Here is a 14,937-nt window from a genome sequence, read left to right as displayed (position 1 = left end):
GTCCCTGCCGGTCAGCCGGCCGTCTTCGGCAGCCCGGCAAGCAGGCCGACCAGCTGATCCAGGCCATACGGCTTGCGCAGGATCTCCACGCCCGGCAGGCCGGCCGCGTTGCCATGGCCGCTTGCCATCACGGTCCGCAGTGCCGGCAGCCTGCCCAGCGCCACCCGGATCAGCGCATCGCCCGGCATGCCCGGCAATTCCTGGTCGGCGATCAGCAGGTCGATGCCGGCATCGAGCCGTTCGAGCGCCGCTTCGGCACTGCCGACCGCGATCACCTCGTGCCCGAGATACTCGAGCATGGCCTGCGTGCTGTCGCGGATAGCTTCCTCGTCCTCCACCAGCAGCACGCGCAACCGTTCCAGGGATGCCGGATCCTGCGATACGACGGCGGCGGGGGAGGGCGCCGGGGCGCCTTGCTGGCGCCGTTCGCCGGCAAGCACGTGCCGGATCTTGCGGGCCAGGCTCTCCTTCGTGTACGGCTTGCCGATCAGCTCCACGCCGGCATCGAGCCGGCCGCCGTGCACGATCGCGTTTTCCGTGTAGCCCGAGGTGAACAGCACGGCCAGCCCGGGCAGGCGCGCCCTGGCCTTTCTCGCCAGGTCGGGGCTGCGCAGCGGGCCGGGCATGACCACGTCGGTGAACAGCAGGTCGATGGCCACGCCGCTGTCGACGATCGCCAGCGCGGCGCTCGCGTCGCTGGCCTTCAGCACGCGGTAGCCGAGCGACACGAGCATGTCCACCACGGTGGCGCGCACGCCGTCGTCGTCTTCGGCCACGAGGATGGTTTCGCTGCCGCCCGTGGCCGGCTGCGTGTCGAGCGCCACGTAGCTTTCCTCCACCTCGTGCGAGCGTTGCAGGTAGAGCTTGACCGTGGTGCCTTCGCCGACCTCGCTGTAGATCTTCACGTGCCCGCCCGACTGCTTGACGAGGCCATACACCATCGACAGGCCGAGGCCCGTGCCTTTCCCTTCCGGCTTGGTGGAGAAGAAGGGCTCGAACGCCTGTGCCATGACGGCCGGCGCCATGCCGCTGCCGGTGTCGCTGACCGCCACCATCACATACTGCCCCGGCGCCACGTCCGGATGCGCTTCGCAGTACGCCATGTCGAGGAACGCGTTGCTGAGCTCGATGGTCAGCCTGCCGCGGCCATCCATCGCGTCGCGGGCATTGATCGCCAGGTTGAGCAGGGCGTTTTCCATCTGCGACACGTCGACGGACGTGCTCCACAGGCCGCCGGACACCACGGTCTCGATGTCGATCTCCTCGCCGAGCGAGCGGCGCAGCATGTCTTCCATGCCGGTGATCAGGCGGCCCATCTTGACCACTTTCGGCTCCAGCGGCTGGCGCCGCGCGAACGCCAGCAGGTGGCTGGCCAGCCTGGCGCCCCGTTCCACGCCGGCCCGCGCGTTGGCGACACGGCGCTGCACGTCGGGCAGCCCGTCCGCCAGCGCCGCGATCAGCTGCAGGTTGCCGGAGATGACTTGCAGCAGGTTGTTGAAGTCGTGGGCCACGCCGCCCGTCAGCTTGCCGATGGTTTCCATCTTCTGCGCCTGCTGCAGCGCCAGTTCCGTGCGGCGCATGGCCTCGGCGCGTTCCAGGTCGGCACTGATGTCGCGGCCGATCGCATGGATGAATTCCGCATCCGGCGAAGCGGTCCACGACAGCGTGCAGTAGCTGCCGTCCCTGCGGCGGTAGCGGTTCTCGAAGCGGTAGACGTGCGATCCGGTGCTCAGCGCGCCGGCCTGCCTGCGCGTGCTTTCCTGGTCGTCGGGGTGCACGAGGTCGAGGAAGGAGAGGCCGATCACTTCGTCGGCGCGCCAGCCGAGGATCGCCGTGAAGGCCGGGCTCACGGCGGTAATGCTCGCATCGAAGCGCGCCACCAGCAGGATGTCCTTCGACAGGCGCCACACCCTGTCGCGTTCCGCGGTGCGCTGCGCGACCTGCTCTTCCAGCGTGGCGTTCATGCGCGCCAGCGCCGCGGAGGTGGTCTTCTGGTCGTGGATGTCGGTGCTGGTGCCGATCCACCGGCGCACCGCGCCGGCATCGTCCCGGATCGGCACCGCGCGCGCCAGGTGCCAGCGGAAATGGCCGTCGTGGCGGCGGATGCGGAACTCCATCTCGTAGGGCAGGCCCGCCGCGACCGACTCCCGCCAGCGCCGCTCGGCCAGGGGCAGGTCCTCGGGCCAGATGATGCCGGCCCAGCCCTCGCCATCGAGCTCGCCGTGCTCCACGCCGGCATAGGCGTACACGCGGTCGTTGAACCAGTCCAGCTGGCCGTCCGGCGAGCCGGCCCACACATGCTGGGGCATGGCCTGCGCCAGCGCGAGGAAATCGGCATCGCGTTCGCGCAGGGCACGCGCGGCGTGCAGCCGCTCCGTCACGTCCTCGCCCTGCACGAAGATGCCGAACACTTGCCCGGCGTTGTCCCGCAAGGGCTGGTAGACGAGATCGAGGAAGCGCTGCCGCTCGGCCGTCGTGGCGGTGGCCGCCAGCGTGAAGGGCATGGCGCGGTCCACGATGGCTTCGCCCGTGCGCCAGGCGGTGTCGAGGCGCTCGACGGCGCCCTGTGGCTCGAGCTCGGGGATGGCTTCGCGCACCGTGCGGCCCAGCAGCTCGCGGTGGCCCACCAGGTCGACATAGGCCCGGTTGGCCAGCGCATAGCGGTGCTCCGGGCCCGTGAGCAGCGCCACGAAGCCGGGCGCCTGCTGGAACATGCCTTCGAGCCGCGCACGCTCCGCCGCGGCGCGCCGCTCCTCGCGCACCCGCACGGTGGTTTCCGATACCAGCGCGAGCACGGCGCCGACGGTGCCGTCCTCGAAGATGACCGGCGAATAATCGAGGTCGATTGTCACGGCTTCGGGCACGCCTGCCCGGTACAGCGTCATTTCCTGGTCGCGGTAGGAGAGCGTGCCGCCGCCCAGCACCACCTTCATCACGTTGTCGTTGAACTCCGCCGCTTCCGGCCAGCCTTCGCGCACCGGGGCGCCGATCAGGGCGGGGTGGCGCGCCCCCGCGATGCGGGCGTAGCCGTCGTTGTAGATCATGTAGCCCGCCTCGCCCCACATCGTCGCGATCGGCATGGGCTGCGCGAGGATCATGGCGACAGCCGTCTTCATGCCCGCCGGCCAGCCGTCGATCGGCCCGAGCGCCGTGTTTTCCCAGGGAAAGCCGGCGATGAGGGGAGCGGTTGCGCTGGTGGCGGGAAGAAACTTCGGAAGATCGGCAAGCATGATGATGGCGGCAAGGATGAGCCGGCCATTGTAGCGCCGAGTTGCCAGGCCGGGCACGCGGCTTGTATCGTGCAAGCCCCGGATCGCCGGCGCTGCGCCACGCCCGCGTGCATGCGCGAAGTTTCTTCCTGTAAAATTCGGTCGACAACCTGCGCCGTCGCCCAATCCTCGCGACGGCCCTTTGGCGCCACCGGCGCATGGCAACGTCGCTACGGCCCCGCAATAGCCGCTACCGACCTGCCTGACACGGGATTTCCATGATTCTTGCAACAGACCAGAATGCCGATGGCCACCCGCTGTCGGCGAAGGCCGGGGGCTTCCTGGCGATGCGCGGTGCCGTCATGACGCGCTGGGAGCGGGAAGTGCGCACCCGCGTCGAGGGCGCCAACGACCTGCTCACGCCGGCGCTGATGAATACGCTGCCCGCGTTCTACGACCACATCGCCGAAGCGCTCAGCCCCGGCCACCCGCGCCGCGACGGCACGAGCAACACCAACGCGGCCGCGGTGCATGGCGGCGAGCGCGCCAGGATGACGCCTTTCAGGCCGGACCAGATTATCCACGAATACCAGATCCTGCGCGAGTGCATCGCCGCCGAGGCGGCGGCCACGCTGGAACTGACGGCGGTGGACTGGGCCGTCATCGACCGCTCGCTCAACTGCGCCATGCGCGAAGCGGTACGCGAGTTCGCCGCCATCCAGGATGACCTGCGCCGCAAGGTCGCCGCGGCGCTGTCGCACGACATGCGCACGCCGCTGGCCGTGGTGGCCAACGGCGCCCAGCTGATCCAGATCGCGCCGGACATGGACATGGCCCGCCGCGCCGCGACCAAGATCGAATCGGGCGCGGCGCGCCTCGGCGAAATGATGGGCGAGCTGCTCGATGCCTTGACCGGCAACGCCGGCGACGCGATGACCCTCGAACTGAGCCGGTTCGACATCCGCGACCTGGTGCGCGAAGTCTGCGCCGGCTATGCGCACGCCAGCAGTACTTCGGTGGAATCGACGAGCGAGTCGGTGGTGGGCCACTGGGGCCGCAACGCAATGCGCCGCGCGCTCGAAAACCTGGTCAACAACGCCGCCACCTACGGCGACGGGCAAGGGGTCGGCGTGTCGGCAAAGGCCGACCACGGCCGCGTGCTGCTGTCGGTGCGCAATACCGGCAATCCGATCGGCAAGGACCGCCTTGGCAGCCTTTTCGAACAGTCCTCGCGGGAAGGCGGTTCGCATGCCAAGGGCGGCTGGGGCATCGGCCTGCCGTTCGTGAAACTGGTGGCGGAAAGCCATGGCGGCAGCGTTGCGGTCGACAGTTCCCTGGAAACCGGCACCACGTTCCTGATCGACGTGCCGATCGACTGCCGGCCGTTCGCCGGCCCGGCCTCCACCTGAACTTCACCTGGCGGCACGGAGCACGCGCACCTGTTATTCACGGCGCTAATGATGGGCATGTGAACAGTCAATTGGCCAGCATCGCGGGGAAGTGCGATGATGCACCTGTCTCCTCCAACTCTCTACTGAATTGGAATTCTGGCCAGCCACAGCGCTGGCCGTTTTTTTATCGGCGCTGGCTTTGATGGCGCATCGCCAGCGGGTTGCGGCTGGGCTCTTCTCCTACGCACTGTCGCGCGGCGGTCCCACTTCCGGCTATGGTCTGCGGCGCCCTGCCCACTTATACTCGGGTCATGCGTGGCGCCTTCCGACCATGGAAAGCGCCGTCCTTCCAACCACCCGACCAAGCGAGGATCAAATGGGCCAGCCATGTGAAGTAATGGTTGTCGACGACAACCTCGATGCCGCCACGATGCTTTCCGAGCTGGTGCGATGTCTGGGGGGGACAGTGGAAGTGGCCTATGACGGAATGCAGGCGCTGGCGGCCATGCAGGCGTTCCATCCGCGGATCGTGTTCCTCGATATCGGCATGCCGGGCATGAACGGATTCGAGCTGGCGCGGCGGATTCGTGCTGACGCGGCGAATGCCGGGGCTTTTCTCGTATCGGTCTCGGGATGGAACGATGCCGGGACCAAGGCGCTGGCAAGGGAGGCGGGGATCGACCTGCACATGGGGAAACCGATCAGCATGGAGCTCATCCGGGCGACCATGGTGCATTGCGAGGGATGAGTGGAACGGGAATATCGCTCCGTGGCTTGAATGTCCCGTTACCTCCGCAGTCGCCAGACAGGCGGCTAACCCGCCTTTCGCGCCGCCTCCTGCGCCCGCCCATAGCTCTCCATCACGGCCGCATAATTCGGCGCGACCAGTCCATAAAGCTTGGCAAGCTCCGCGGCTTCCGGCCGCGCCCAGGTGCGATGCAGCTCCGACAGCAGTGCATTGGTCGACGTCGGCTTCACATCGCCCTGGACGAAGCGCGCCAGCGATACCCGGGAAGCCATCTCGCTCGGGTCCCCCGACGCATCGATCACCGCATAGACCTCGAAGCCGGCGGCACGGGCATCGAGTGCCGGGAACATCACGCACACGCTGGTCCACACCCCGGCCATCACGAGCGTCTTGCGGCCGGTCGAGCGCACCGTGCCCACGAAATCATCGTTGTCCCAGGCGTTCACTTCGCCCTTGCGCGGCACGTACACGGCATGCGGCGCAAGCTCGTGGATCTCCGGCATCAGCGGCCCATTGGAGCCGGAGGGTTCCGACGCCGTGGTGATCACGGGGATGTCCAGCAGCGTGCACAGCCTGGCAATCATCGCCACGTTGCGCCGCAGGTCGGCCACCGGAATATCCTTCACGGTCTGGAACAGGCCGGACTGGTGATCGAGCAGCAGCACAACGGTATCGGCGGGATCGATCAGCATCGCGCCGCCGCCCGAAGCCAGCACGCTGGCCTTGCCTTGCAAAGTCGTTGGCATGTTCATTCTCCTTGAGTGCAACCGTCACAAAACAGGCAGGCCGAGCAGGTGCTGCCCGAGAAAGCGCCGCATCGGCGGCACCATTTCATCGATCTTGTCCTCCAGCGCGAAGTGCCCCGTATCGAGCCGGTGCAGCTCCGCCCGCGGCAGATCGCGCTGGAACGCTTCCGCCCCCGCCGGCAGGAAAATCGGATCGTTCACGCCCCAGAGAATCAGCACAGGCGGCTGGCGCTCCCGGAAATACCGGTGGAATTCGGGATACAGCGCCACATTCGTCTGGTAGTCATGAATGATGTCGAACTGGATCGCCACGTTCCCGGGCCGGTCGAGAAAGAACTGGTCGTGCACCCACGCTGCCGGATCGAGCCGCGAAACGTCCTTCACGCCCGTCACATACTGGAAGCGCGTTCCGTCGATCGTGAGGAACGGGCGCATCGCATCCCGGTTGGCCGCGCTGTTGTCCGCCCACAGCGCCCGCGTCGCATGCCAGAACTCACCCATCCCCGCTTCATAGGCATTGCCGTTCTGGACGACCAGCGCCGTCACCCGATCCGGATGCATGAGCGCGAGGCGAAAGCCCACCGGTGCCCCGTAATCCATCACATAGAGGGCGTAGCGATCGGCACCGAGCTGCGTGAGCAGCCCATCCACCACGTCCGCAAAGGCGGCGAAGCCGTAAGCGAAATCGCCACGCGCCGGCATGGCGGAAAGCCCGAAGCCCGGCAGGTCCGGCGCGATCACGCGATACCGGTCGGCGAGCGCCGGTATCAGGTTGCGGTACATGTGCGAGGAACTGGGGAAGCCGTGCAGCAGTACCACCACGGGTGCGTCGTCGGGCCCCGCATCGCGATAGAAGATATCGAGACCGGCCACGTTCGCCGTGCGGTGCCGGGTAACGGAACGGGCCATCGGTGGTGCGCTCATGCGGGCCTCCGTCAGTCAGCCGTCGAGGGCAGGACGGCGAGGGGGGCGATCTTGCGGTCGAGGAAATCGCGGATCAGCGGCGCGATTTCGTCGAGCTTGTCCTCCAGCGCGAAGTGCCCGGAATCGAGGATATGCAGTTCGGCCTCGGGGAGGTCGCGCAGGTAGGGGTGGGCGCCCGGCTCAGGGAAGATCACGTCGTTCTTGCCCCACACGATCAGCGTGGGCGGCTGGCACTGGCGGAAGAACGCCTGGAAATCCGGGTACAGCGGCACGTTGGTGCCGTAGTTGCCGAGCATGTCGAGCTGGATGTCGCGGTTGCCGGGCCGGTCGAGCAATGCCTGGTCGATGATCCAGTTGTCGGGGCTGATCCGTGACACGTCGCTCACGCCATCGGTGTACTGGAACTTCGTCAGCTCGAGGGTGACGAGGTGGGCGAGCGCCTCGCGCTTGGCAGGCGATTTGTCGGCCCAATACGCCTTGATCGGATCCCAGAAGCCTTCGAGCCCTTCCACATACGCATTGCCGTTCTGGACGATCAGCCCCTGCACGCGTTCCGGGTGTTTCAACGCGAGCCGGTAGCCGATCGGGGCGCCGTAGTCCATCACGTACATGCTGTAGTGATCGGCGCCCAGTGACTGCACGAGCTGGTCGACGATATCGGCCATGTGCGCAAAGGTGTAGTCGAATGCCTGGTGGTCCGGCGCGTCGCTCTGGCCATAGCCGGGATAATCCGGCGCGATCACGCGGTAGCGGTCGGCCAGCAGCGGAATGAGGTTACGGAACATGTGGGACGACGTGGGGAAGCCGTGCAGCAGCAGGAGCACGGGCGCATCGCTTGGGCCAGCCTCGCGGTAGAACACGTTGACGCCGTCGATCTTCGCCGTCCTGTAGTGAATGATCGGCACCGCCCGCGCGGCGGCGCCGTTGGCGGCTCCGTCGGCGGGGGCGGGGCGGGCTACCTGGGCAATGGAATTCTGGTTCATGGTTACTCCGGAAGGTGAGGGGGCAAGTCGAACGTGTGATTGCGCTGCCCATTCACTGTATGCCGATCGCCCTTGTCGGCTAAGTTAAGCCGGGTTAAACGAGGTTAATCGGCCGGGTTTCATCCATTTGCCGCGCCTTGCGGAGAGATAGCCGAGGTTCAGGTTAATAGACCGCAACTATTATTTTCGAAGCGCGGGTTGTATGCTTAAAAAACAAACCTGCCCACGATTGGAGAACCCATGATGGACGACGCGGGCGAGCGCTCCTATGCTTTCGGATCGTTCGTCCTGATTCCGCACCGCCAGCTGCTGCTGCATGGCGCGGTGCCCGTGCGCATCGGTGGCCGGGCTTTGGACATCCTCACGGCGCTGGTCGAGCGCCCGGGCGAGATCATGGGCAAACGCGAACTGATGGCGCGCGTGTGGCCCAGCACCGTCGTCGACGATGGCAACCTCAAGGTCAACATGGCCGCGCTGCGGCGCGCGCTGGGCGATGGCGGCGCGGAGGATGCCCGCTACATCGCCACGGTCACGGGGAGGGGCTATACCTTCATCGCCCCGGTCACGCGCGGCGTGGCATCCAACATCGCGTGGGCACGCGCGGCGGCGTCCACGCGCAGGCACAACCTTCCCACCGGCACCACGCGCGTGATCGGCCGGGCCGATGCCATCGATGCCGTGCGGCGCGATTTCGACGTTTCCCGCCTCGTGTCCATCGTCGGCCCGGGTGGCATCGGCAAGACCACCGTGGCGCTGGCCGTGGCCGACCATGTCATCGGCGCCTTCCGGGATGGCGTGTGGCTCGTGGACCTGGCGCTGACCAAGGATCCGAACCTGGTCTCCGGCGCCATCGCGGCCTCGCTCGGCATCGCGGGCAATACCGCCGGCATGCTGGACATGCTGTGCAAATCGCTGTGCGATCGCGAACTGCTGCTGGTGCTCGACAGCTGCGAGCACGTCATCGATGCGGCGGCCGCCATCGCGGGCCGGATCCTGGCGGAAGCGGGCAGCGTGAAAATCCTCGTCACCAGCCGCGAGCCGTTGCAGCTGAGCGGGGAGCGCGTGCGCCGCTTGCCGGGGCTGGGCACGCCGCCGTCGTCGGACCAGCTCAATGCCGACGAAGCGTTGATGTTCCCCGCCGTGCAGCTGTTCGTCGACCGTGCCACCGACAGGCTCGATTCGTTCACGTTGACCGACGCCGAAGCGCCGGCCGTGGCGGAAATCTGCCGCCGGCTCGATGGCATCGCGCTGGCCATCGAACTGGCCGCCACGCGCATCGATGCGTTCGGCGTGGGCGGCCTGCTCAAGCAGCTCGACAACCGTTTCAGCCTGCTGGTGGGGCGCCGCTCGGGGCCGGAGCGCCACCGCACGCTCACGGCCACGCTGGCCTGGAGCTACAGCCTACTCACGGACAGCGAGGCCTTCCTGCTGTGCGCCGTGTCCGTGTTTGCCGGCGTGTTCGACATCGATGGCGCCTCGGTCGTTGCCGACATGCAGCGTGCAGATGCGGCCGACACGGCCGACACGCTGGCGCAGCTCTGCGCGAAGTCACTGCTCGTGGCGGACCTCGATTCCGACGGCATCGCCTACCGCCTCCAGGAAACCACGCACACATACTGCCAGGACAAGCTGCGCGCCAGCGGTCATGAACATGCGGTGCGGCAGCGCCATGCGGAACATGTGTACGCCACGCTGGAGCGTGCTGCCTGCGAGTGGGCGCAATGCCCCGCCGGGGAATGGGAGACCACTTACCGGCGCGTGCTCGGCGACCTGCGCGCGGCGCTGGCCTGGACCGGGCGGGATGCGCCGGACGGGCCGCTCGCGGTGCGGCTCACCGTGGCGGGGCTCCTGCTGTGGAACCACTTCTCGCTGACCGAAGAGTGCCACCGGCATGTGTCCCATGCGGTCGAGGAGCTCGATGCCGCGGGCCTGGCCGGCACGGCCTTCGAGATGAAGCTCAAGCTGTGGCTGGGCTGCTCCACCATGTTCACCCGGGGCCTCAGGCAGCAGGCCATGGCGGCGCTGCAGCGGGCGCTGGAAATCGCCACCTGCATCGGCGACACCGATCACCGCCTGCGCTGCCTCATGATGATCGCCATCTACGAACTGTTCACGGGGGAGCACGAAGCCGGCCAGCGCACGCTGGAGCATTTCGCCGCCTTCGCGACAGTGGAAGATCCGTCCGCGCTGCCGGAAGGCGATGTGCACATGGGGATCGCGGAACTGTTCCTGGGGCGCCTGCCGCAGTCGCGCAAGCGCCTGGAAAGCCTGGAGCGGCGCGATCTGCGCTATTTCGGTTCGTATGCGGTGCGCTACCTGTCCGACCCGATCGTGCTGGTGCGCAGCGTGCTCACGCAGGTGCAGTGGCTCACGGGTTCTCCCGACCGGGCGATGCGCACGGCCGCCATCGCCGTCGAGAACGCACGTCAGACCAGGCACCACCTGTCGCTGAACAACATCCTGTCGTATGCCTGCCCGATCTTCTACTGGAGCGGCCATTACGACGAGTGCGAGCGCTACGTGACGATGCTCGAAGACAGCGTGGCGCGCCACGGCCTCGCCGCCCGGCGGCCCGTGGCGATCTTCTATGCCGCGGCGCTGGCCTATGCGCGCGGCGGCGCCACGCCCGAAACGATCGGCGCGCTGCAGCGCGCCATCGACGCGTTCCGCAATATCAATCACCTGGCGCGCATGCCGTGGTACCTGAGCGTTCTGGCGGACGCACTGGCCCACGGCGGGCGCATGGAAGAAGCCGAGGCCACGATCCTCACGGCGCTGGACATCGCCCAGGCGAGAAAGGAAGCCTGGTGCCTGCCCGAAGTGCTGCGCATCCAGGCCGCCATCGCCACCTTGCAGAACAAGCGCGAGGAAGCGGAAGGCCTGCTCACCAAAGCGATGGCGCTTGCCGCGCAAACCGGCGCGCTGTCATGGCGGCTGCGCGCGGCGATCGACCTGGCCAGGCTGCGCCTGGCAAGGGGAGGCGACGGTGACGCGTGCAGTACGCTGCTGCCCGTCTACTGGGAGTTCACCGAAGGCTTTGGCACGCGCGACCTGGCCACCGCCGCCCAGCTCATCGACGGGCAAGCGCCGCCGCGATCGCTGGCTCGTACTGCCCGTCGATCTGGATGAACAGCATGCGGCATGGCTTGCCGGAGCGGTTCGCCCAGGCGTGGTTGGTGCCGCGCTGCACGACCACGCTGCCGGGTTTCAATGCTACTTCCGAATCGTCCAGCACCAAGGTCAGTTCCCCGTCGATGACGATGCCGTAGTCCACCGCCTCGGTGCGGTGCATCATCGGGTGCGGCGAGTTCGCTTTCGTCGTCAAACCCTCCACGTTGTTCACTTCCTCGAACAGCGCCTTCATGTGCCGCTCCGCATCCGCCAGGTACTGCGTATCCGGCGGCAGGTCGACGAAGCGGATGCGCGTGCCGTTCTTCGGCGGGCCGTGCATCGTTGGGCCGGTGGACGGGTCTTCGCCATTGTCGATGGGCGCCGGCATGCCGTGCGTTTCCCAGACTTCGTGGAAGATCATGCCGGGGATGGCTTGCAGCTCCACGACAGCCGGCAGGGGGCCGTCGATGGACACGATGGCCTTGCCGTCGGCATCGTGGCCGGTGACGACGCGGTGGATTTCCGGGAGGGACATGCAGAGACCTCTTCACAATTCGTTAAACTTCGCTTCAACAGAAGTTCGATATCGCCAAATGTCAAGCAGGATCAGTTATTTTATATTAGATGTTGAGGTATCGGTTCACAAATTGCATGGCTCAGTTTTGTGTCCGGATTTAGGTAATCGTAGCCCAATAAAATAATGCACCCGGCCACTGACAACCCCAACGGGTGTTTTGAATTGGTTTGGAATCCCAGAGAAGGAAATTACGGAATTTAATTCGCACGCGCGGTTCGCCCACTCGACTAATGCATGAAACCCTTCTACAACAGTCGCATCGCACTCGGGTTCGGGGCCCTGGTAAACCTTGTTGGGTTTAAGGGCGTAATAAGTAATGAATCGATATGCTTGAAGCTGTTCACGCGAGACATTTGGAATGCTGCTTAAATCTGTGTAAAGGCCTACTTGGATAAGAGGGATGCATGAAGTAAGTAATCTGGCTTCGTCAGCTTGCAAGCCGGACAGTAAACCTCTGACGTTTCCCTGTACGCGACTGAAATGCTTTAATTCAATCATACACGCAGGCTGGAAATCGTCGTCAAGGATCATAATGTCGATACTTCTTCCGCTCTTGCGTCGTCGTATGTCTGAATCATCGAAACGCTGGTATCGATACTCAGAAACTACGTGAAGGTGACGACTTTTGAGAAAGAAAAACAATTCGCCTTGAATAGTTCGCTCAGGGTTTCCAACACAGGCAATACGCAGCAAATTAATGTTGCTGTTCTCTATTGCAGGTGAATTTCCTTCTCCACAATTTGTGAGAAAAAATTCTCGAATTGAGTCGTAGACCTTTGTAGCAATATCAAGCATCTATGCTAACCTTTCGGCTTAACTTGAAAATCTGAAATAACGCAAATTGCGAGAAGCTCAGAACTTCGCTCCCAAACTCACCCCAATACTCCGCGGCGCCACCCTATACCCCTGCACGATCGACGCCACCTGCGGATGCTGAATCACCGTATCGTCATCCAGCAGATTCTTCACGAACACACTCAGCTTGTACCGCGAAAACGCCAGCCCGCCGCTCAAGTCGGCAGTGTGATACGAAGGCCGCTCATAATCGATCAGCTCCGGATTGAGCGACCCATTGCTCGATCCCACCCATTGGACGCCACCCGCCACGAAGCCGCTCATGTTCTCGCCAACCGCAAAGTTGTACTGAGCGCTGACGGAAGCATTGTATTCAGGCACCCCCTGTACGCGCGCCCCGCGTACCGCGCCGATCACGCCATTCCGGATGCCCTCGTCATTCGACAGCTCGGCATTCACATACCCGCCAGCCGCGCTCAATGTCAGTCCGGGCAGCGGCTTGGCCTTGATATCGATCTCGATGCCCTTGCTGACGGCATTGCCGGCATTGGCGTTGTAGGTATAGGTGCAGGTCGGCAGATACACCCCTTGCTGGATGTTCTTCCACTTCGCATAGAACAGCGCGGTATTGACGGAAAGCCGGTTGTTCAGGAAGCGCGACTTGCTGCCCACCTCGTAGTTCCACAGGCTGTCCGGCGCATATGTGGCGGGGCCTTCGGTGAGCCCGTTCGTTTCCAGGTCGGGGCCGCAGGTCGTGGGCGGCACGAACACGTTCGACCCGCCCAGCCGGAAGCCCTTGGCCACGGTGCTGTAGAGGGTGTGGGCAGGGTCCACTTCCCACGTCACCGCATATTTCGGCATGAACGCGTGCGACGATAGTCGGGCACTGCTCGTGTTGCCCGCGCCGGCCAGGTATAAACCGTTCTGCTGGTCGAGCGTGGACGTGCCCTTCAGGTAGCGTGCTCCCACCGTCACGTGCAGGGTCGGCGTGAAGTAGTAGTTCGCTTCGCCGAAGACCGAGCTTTGCTTCTCGTGGTAGTGGAAGATGCCCATGAACGCATTGTCGTTCGGGAAGGCGTTCGGCCGCGCGTCCGGCAGCAGGTCCGGGTCGGCGCTGCTGAAGCCGAACCGCGCGAAGGTGTCGTTGACACCGAAGATCGGATCGTTCTCGTTGATGTTCGTATGCTGGTTGGAGACGTAGAGGCCTGCCAGCCATGTCCACGGCGACACGGCGCCATCATAGGGTCGCGATGCCAGCCGCAGCTCCTGCGATACCTGCCGCACGCGGTTGTTCAGGTAGACGGCCGACGGCAGGCCGGCGATGGCTTCGATCAGTTCGGGCGGCGCCGTGCCGCCGTCTTCCGTCGACGTGAGGAAGGTCGACAGCGAATAGCTGTTGTAGGCCGAGCCGTTCTGGGTGCGGTCGAACTTGCGCTTGAAGTGGCTCGTGCTCGACGTGAGGTCGGCCCAGCCCAAGTCCCAGTTGACCAGCACCGTGGCCGTCTGCAGCGTGTCTTTCGAGGGCTCGCGCACCTGCTTCTGCGCCTGCCATTCCGGCAGTTCGATGTTGAATGCGGAAATGTCCTTGGCATCCACCTTCTGGTAGTACAGCGATGGCGACACCGTCAGCGCGGCGGTGGGCTTCCACTTGAGCGCCACGCGCACTTCCTCGTCGTCCACCCGGTTGATGTCCTTCGCCAGCACAGCGCCTGCGCCGTCGACCTGGTCGATGAAGCCGCCCGCGCGCTGCGACTACACGCCGATGCGCAGCGCCAGCTCGTCGGTGATGAGCGGCAGGTTGGCCACGGCGGACGCCGAGTAGTTCATACCGCCGCCGCGCAGCGATGACGCTTCCGCATAGGTGTCGAACTCGCGCTCTTTCAGGTCCGGCTCGTTCGGCACGAACTTGATGGTACCGCCCATCGAGCTGGCGCCATACAGCGTGGCTTGCGGCCCGCGCAGCACTTCCACGCGGTCGATGTCGAAGAACTTCGGTTCCACCGCGCCCATCGTGTACACATTGCCCACCGTGAGCGACACGTCGCCCAGGTAGATGCCGACCGTGGCCGCGCCGGCGCCCGAGCTGATGCCGCGTACCTCGATGTTCGACGTGCCGGGCCCAGCGCCGCCATTACCCGTGGCGGCGGTGAACGAGATGTTGGGCACGATGCGCGTGAGGTCGGTGATGTCGTTCACGTGCTGCGATTGCAGCTGCGTACCGCTCACGGCGGAGATGCTCATGGCTACCTTGGCCGGATCTTCCTTGCGCTTTTGCGCCGTCACGGTCACCACTTCGATCTGGCTGTCCTGGCTCGTTTCCTGTGCATGGGCCATCTGGGGAGACAAGGCCGCCTGGATACAGACGGCAACGAGGGAACGGCGCAACACGACAGGCGGGCGGATTTTCATGGGCAATTTATTGGCTGGGGGAGGGCGGATATAGAGAAGCGAAC

At 65.2% G+C, this 14,937-nt stretch carries 11 protein-coding genes; 3 read left to right on the top strand and 8 right to left on the bottom strand.

Going from position 1 to position 14,937, the window contains the following annotated elements; all coding sequences use genetic code 11:
* Window positions 1-11 precede the first annotated feature (11 nt).
* On the bottom strand, window positions 12-3,230 hold the full coding sequence (locus ACY65G_RS26665; protein WP_465000316.1) for a PAS domain S-box protein: 3,219 nt from the start codon (window positions 3,228-3,230) through the stop codon (window positions 12-14).
* Window positions 3,231-3,487: 257 nt separating this feature from the next.
* Here ACY65G_RS26665 and ACY65G_RS26660 point away from each other — a divergent pair, with 257 nt between their 5' ends.
* Both ACY65G_RS26660 and ACY65G_RS26655 read left to right on the top strand, forming a co-directional pair.
* A complete protein-coding gene (locus ACY65G_RS26660) occupies window positions 3,488-4,618 on the top strand; it encodes a sensor histidine kinase (RefSeq protein WP_465000304.1) in 1,131 nt (376 codons plus the stop codon).
* A gap of 379 nt (window positions 4,619-4,997) precedes the next feature.
* Complete coding sequence (locus tag ACY65G_RS26655) at window positions 4,998-5,348, top strand: response regulator (protein ID WP_465000303.1); 351 nt, start codon at window positions 4,998-5,000, stop codon at window positions 5,346-5,348.
* A 65-nt stretch (window positions 5,349-5,413) separates the two neighbouring features.
* Here ACY65G_RS26655 and ACY65G_RS26650 read toward each other — a convergent pair whose 3' ends face one another.
* The 3 genes from ACY65G_RS26650 to ACY65G_RS26640 are packed head-to-tail and all read right to left on the bottom strand — an operon-like array spanning window position 5,414 to window position 8,001.
* Window positions 5,414-6,094: an isochorismatase family protein gene (locus tag ACY65G_RS26650; RefSeq protein WP_465000302.1), complete on the bottom strand. Its 681-nt coding sequence runs from the start codon at window positions 6,092-6,094 to the stop codon at window positions 5,414-5,416.
* A gap of 24 nt (window positions 6,095-6,118) precedes the next feature.
* The gene (locus ACY65G_RS26645; RefSeq protein ID WP_465000301.1) at window positions 6,119-7,018 is read right to left on the bottom strand and encodes an alpha/beta fold hydrolase; all 900 of its coding nucleotides are present in this window, start codon (window positions 7,016-7,018) and stop codon (window positions 6,119-6,121) included.
* An 11-nt stretch (window positions 7,019-7,029) separates the two neighbouring features.
* Window positions 7,030-8,001, bottom strand: coding sequence for an alpha/beta fold hydrolase (locus tag ACY65G_RS26640; protein WP_465000300.1), 972 nt, complete (start codon window positions 7,999-8,001; stop codon window positions 7,030-7,032).
* 240 nt (window positions 8,002-8,241) lie between these two features.
* Here ACY65G_RS26640 and ACY65G_RS26635 point away from each other — a divergent pair, with 240 nt between their 5' ends.
* Window positions 8,242-11,130 carry an ATP-binding protein gene (locus ACY65G_RS26635; protein ID WP_465000299.1) on the top strand — a complete coding sequence of 963 codons (2,889 nt, stop codon included), beginning with the start codon at window positions 8,242-8,244 and terminating at the stop codon, window positions 11,128-11,130.
* Here the strand turns inward: ACY65G_RS26635 and ACY65G_RS26630 are convergent.
* From ACY65G_RS26630 to ACY65G_RS26615, 4 genes are all read right to left on the bottom strand, one after another.
* Window positions 11,072-11,647, bottom strand: coding sequence for a cupin domain-containing protein (locus ACY65G_RS26630; protein WP_465000298.1), 576 nt, complete (start codon window positions 11,645-11,647; stop codon window positions 11,072-11,074). The genes ACY65G_RS26635 and ACY65G_RS26630 overlap by 59 nt on opposite strands.
* A 105-nt stretch (window positions 11,648-11,752) precedes the next feature.
* Window positions 11,753-12,484 (bottom strand): hypothetical protein, encoded by a 732-nt coding sequence (locus tag ACY65G_RS26625; protein ID WP_465000297.1) that lies wholly within the window; start codon window positions 12,482-12,484, stop codon window positions 11,753-11,755.
* Between the two features lie 57 nt (window positions 12,485-12,541).
* Window positions 12,542-14,188, bottom strand: coding sequence for a TonB-dependent receptor (locus ACY65G_RS26620; protein ID WP_465000296.1), 1,647 nt, complete (start codon window positions 14,186-14,188; stop codon window positions 12,542-12,544).
* Window positions 14,189-14,236: 48 nt separating this feature from the next.
* Window positions 14,237-14,893 carry a TonB-dependent receptor plug domain-containing protein gene (locus ACY65G_RS26615; protein ID WP_465000295.1) on the bottom strand — a complete coding sequence of 219 codons (657 nt, stop codon included), beginning with the start codon at window positions 14,891-14,893 and terminating at the stop codon, window positions 14,237-14,239.
* Window positions 14,894-14,937: the final 44 nt, after the last annotated feature.

This window comes from Pseudoduganella sp. jia 12 (genome assembly GCF_055502675.1).
The sequence above is the reverse complement of the archived record's forward strand: the minus strand, read 5'-3'. Positions and strand labels throughout refer to the sequence as shown.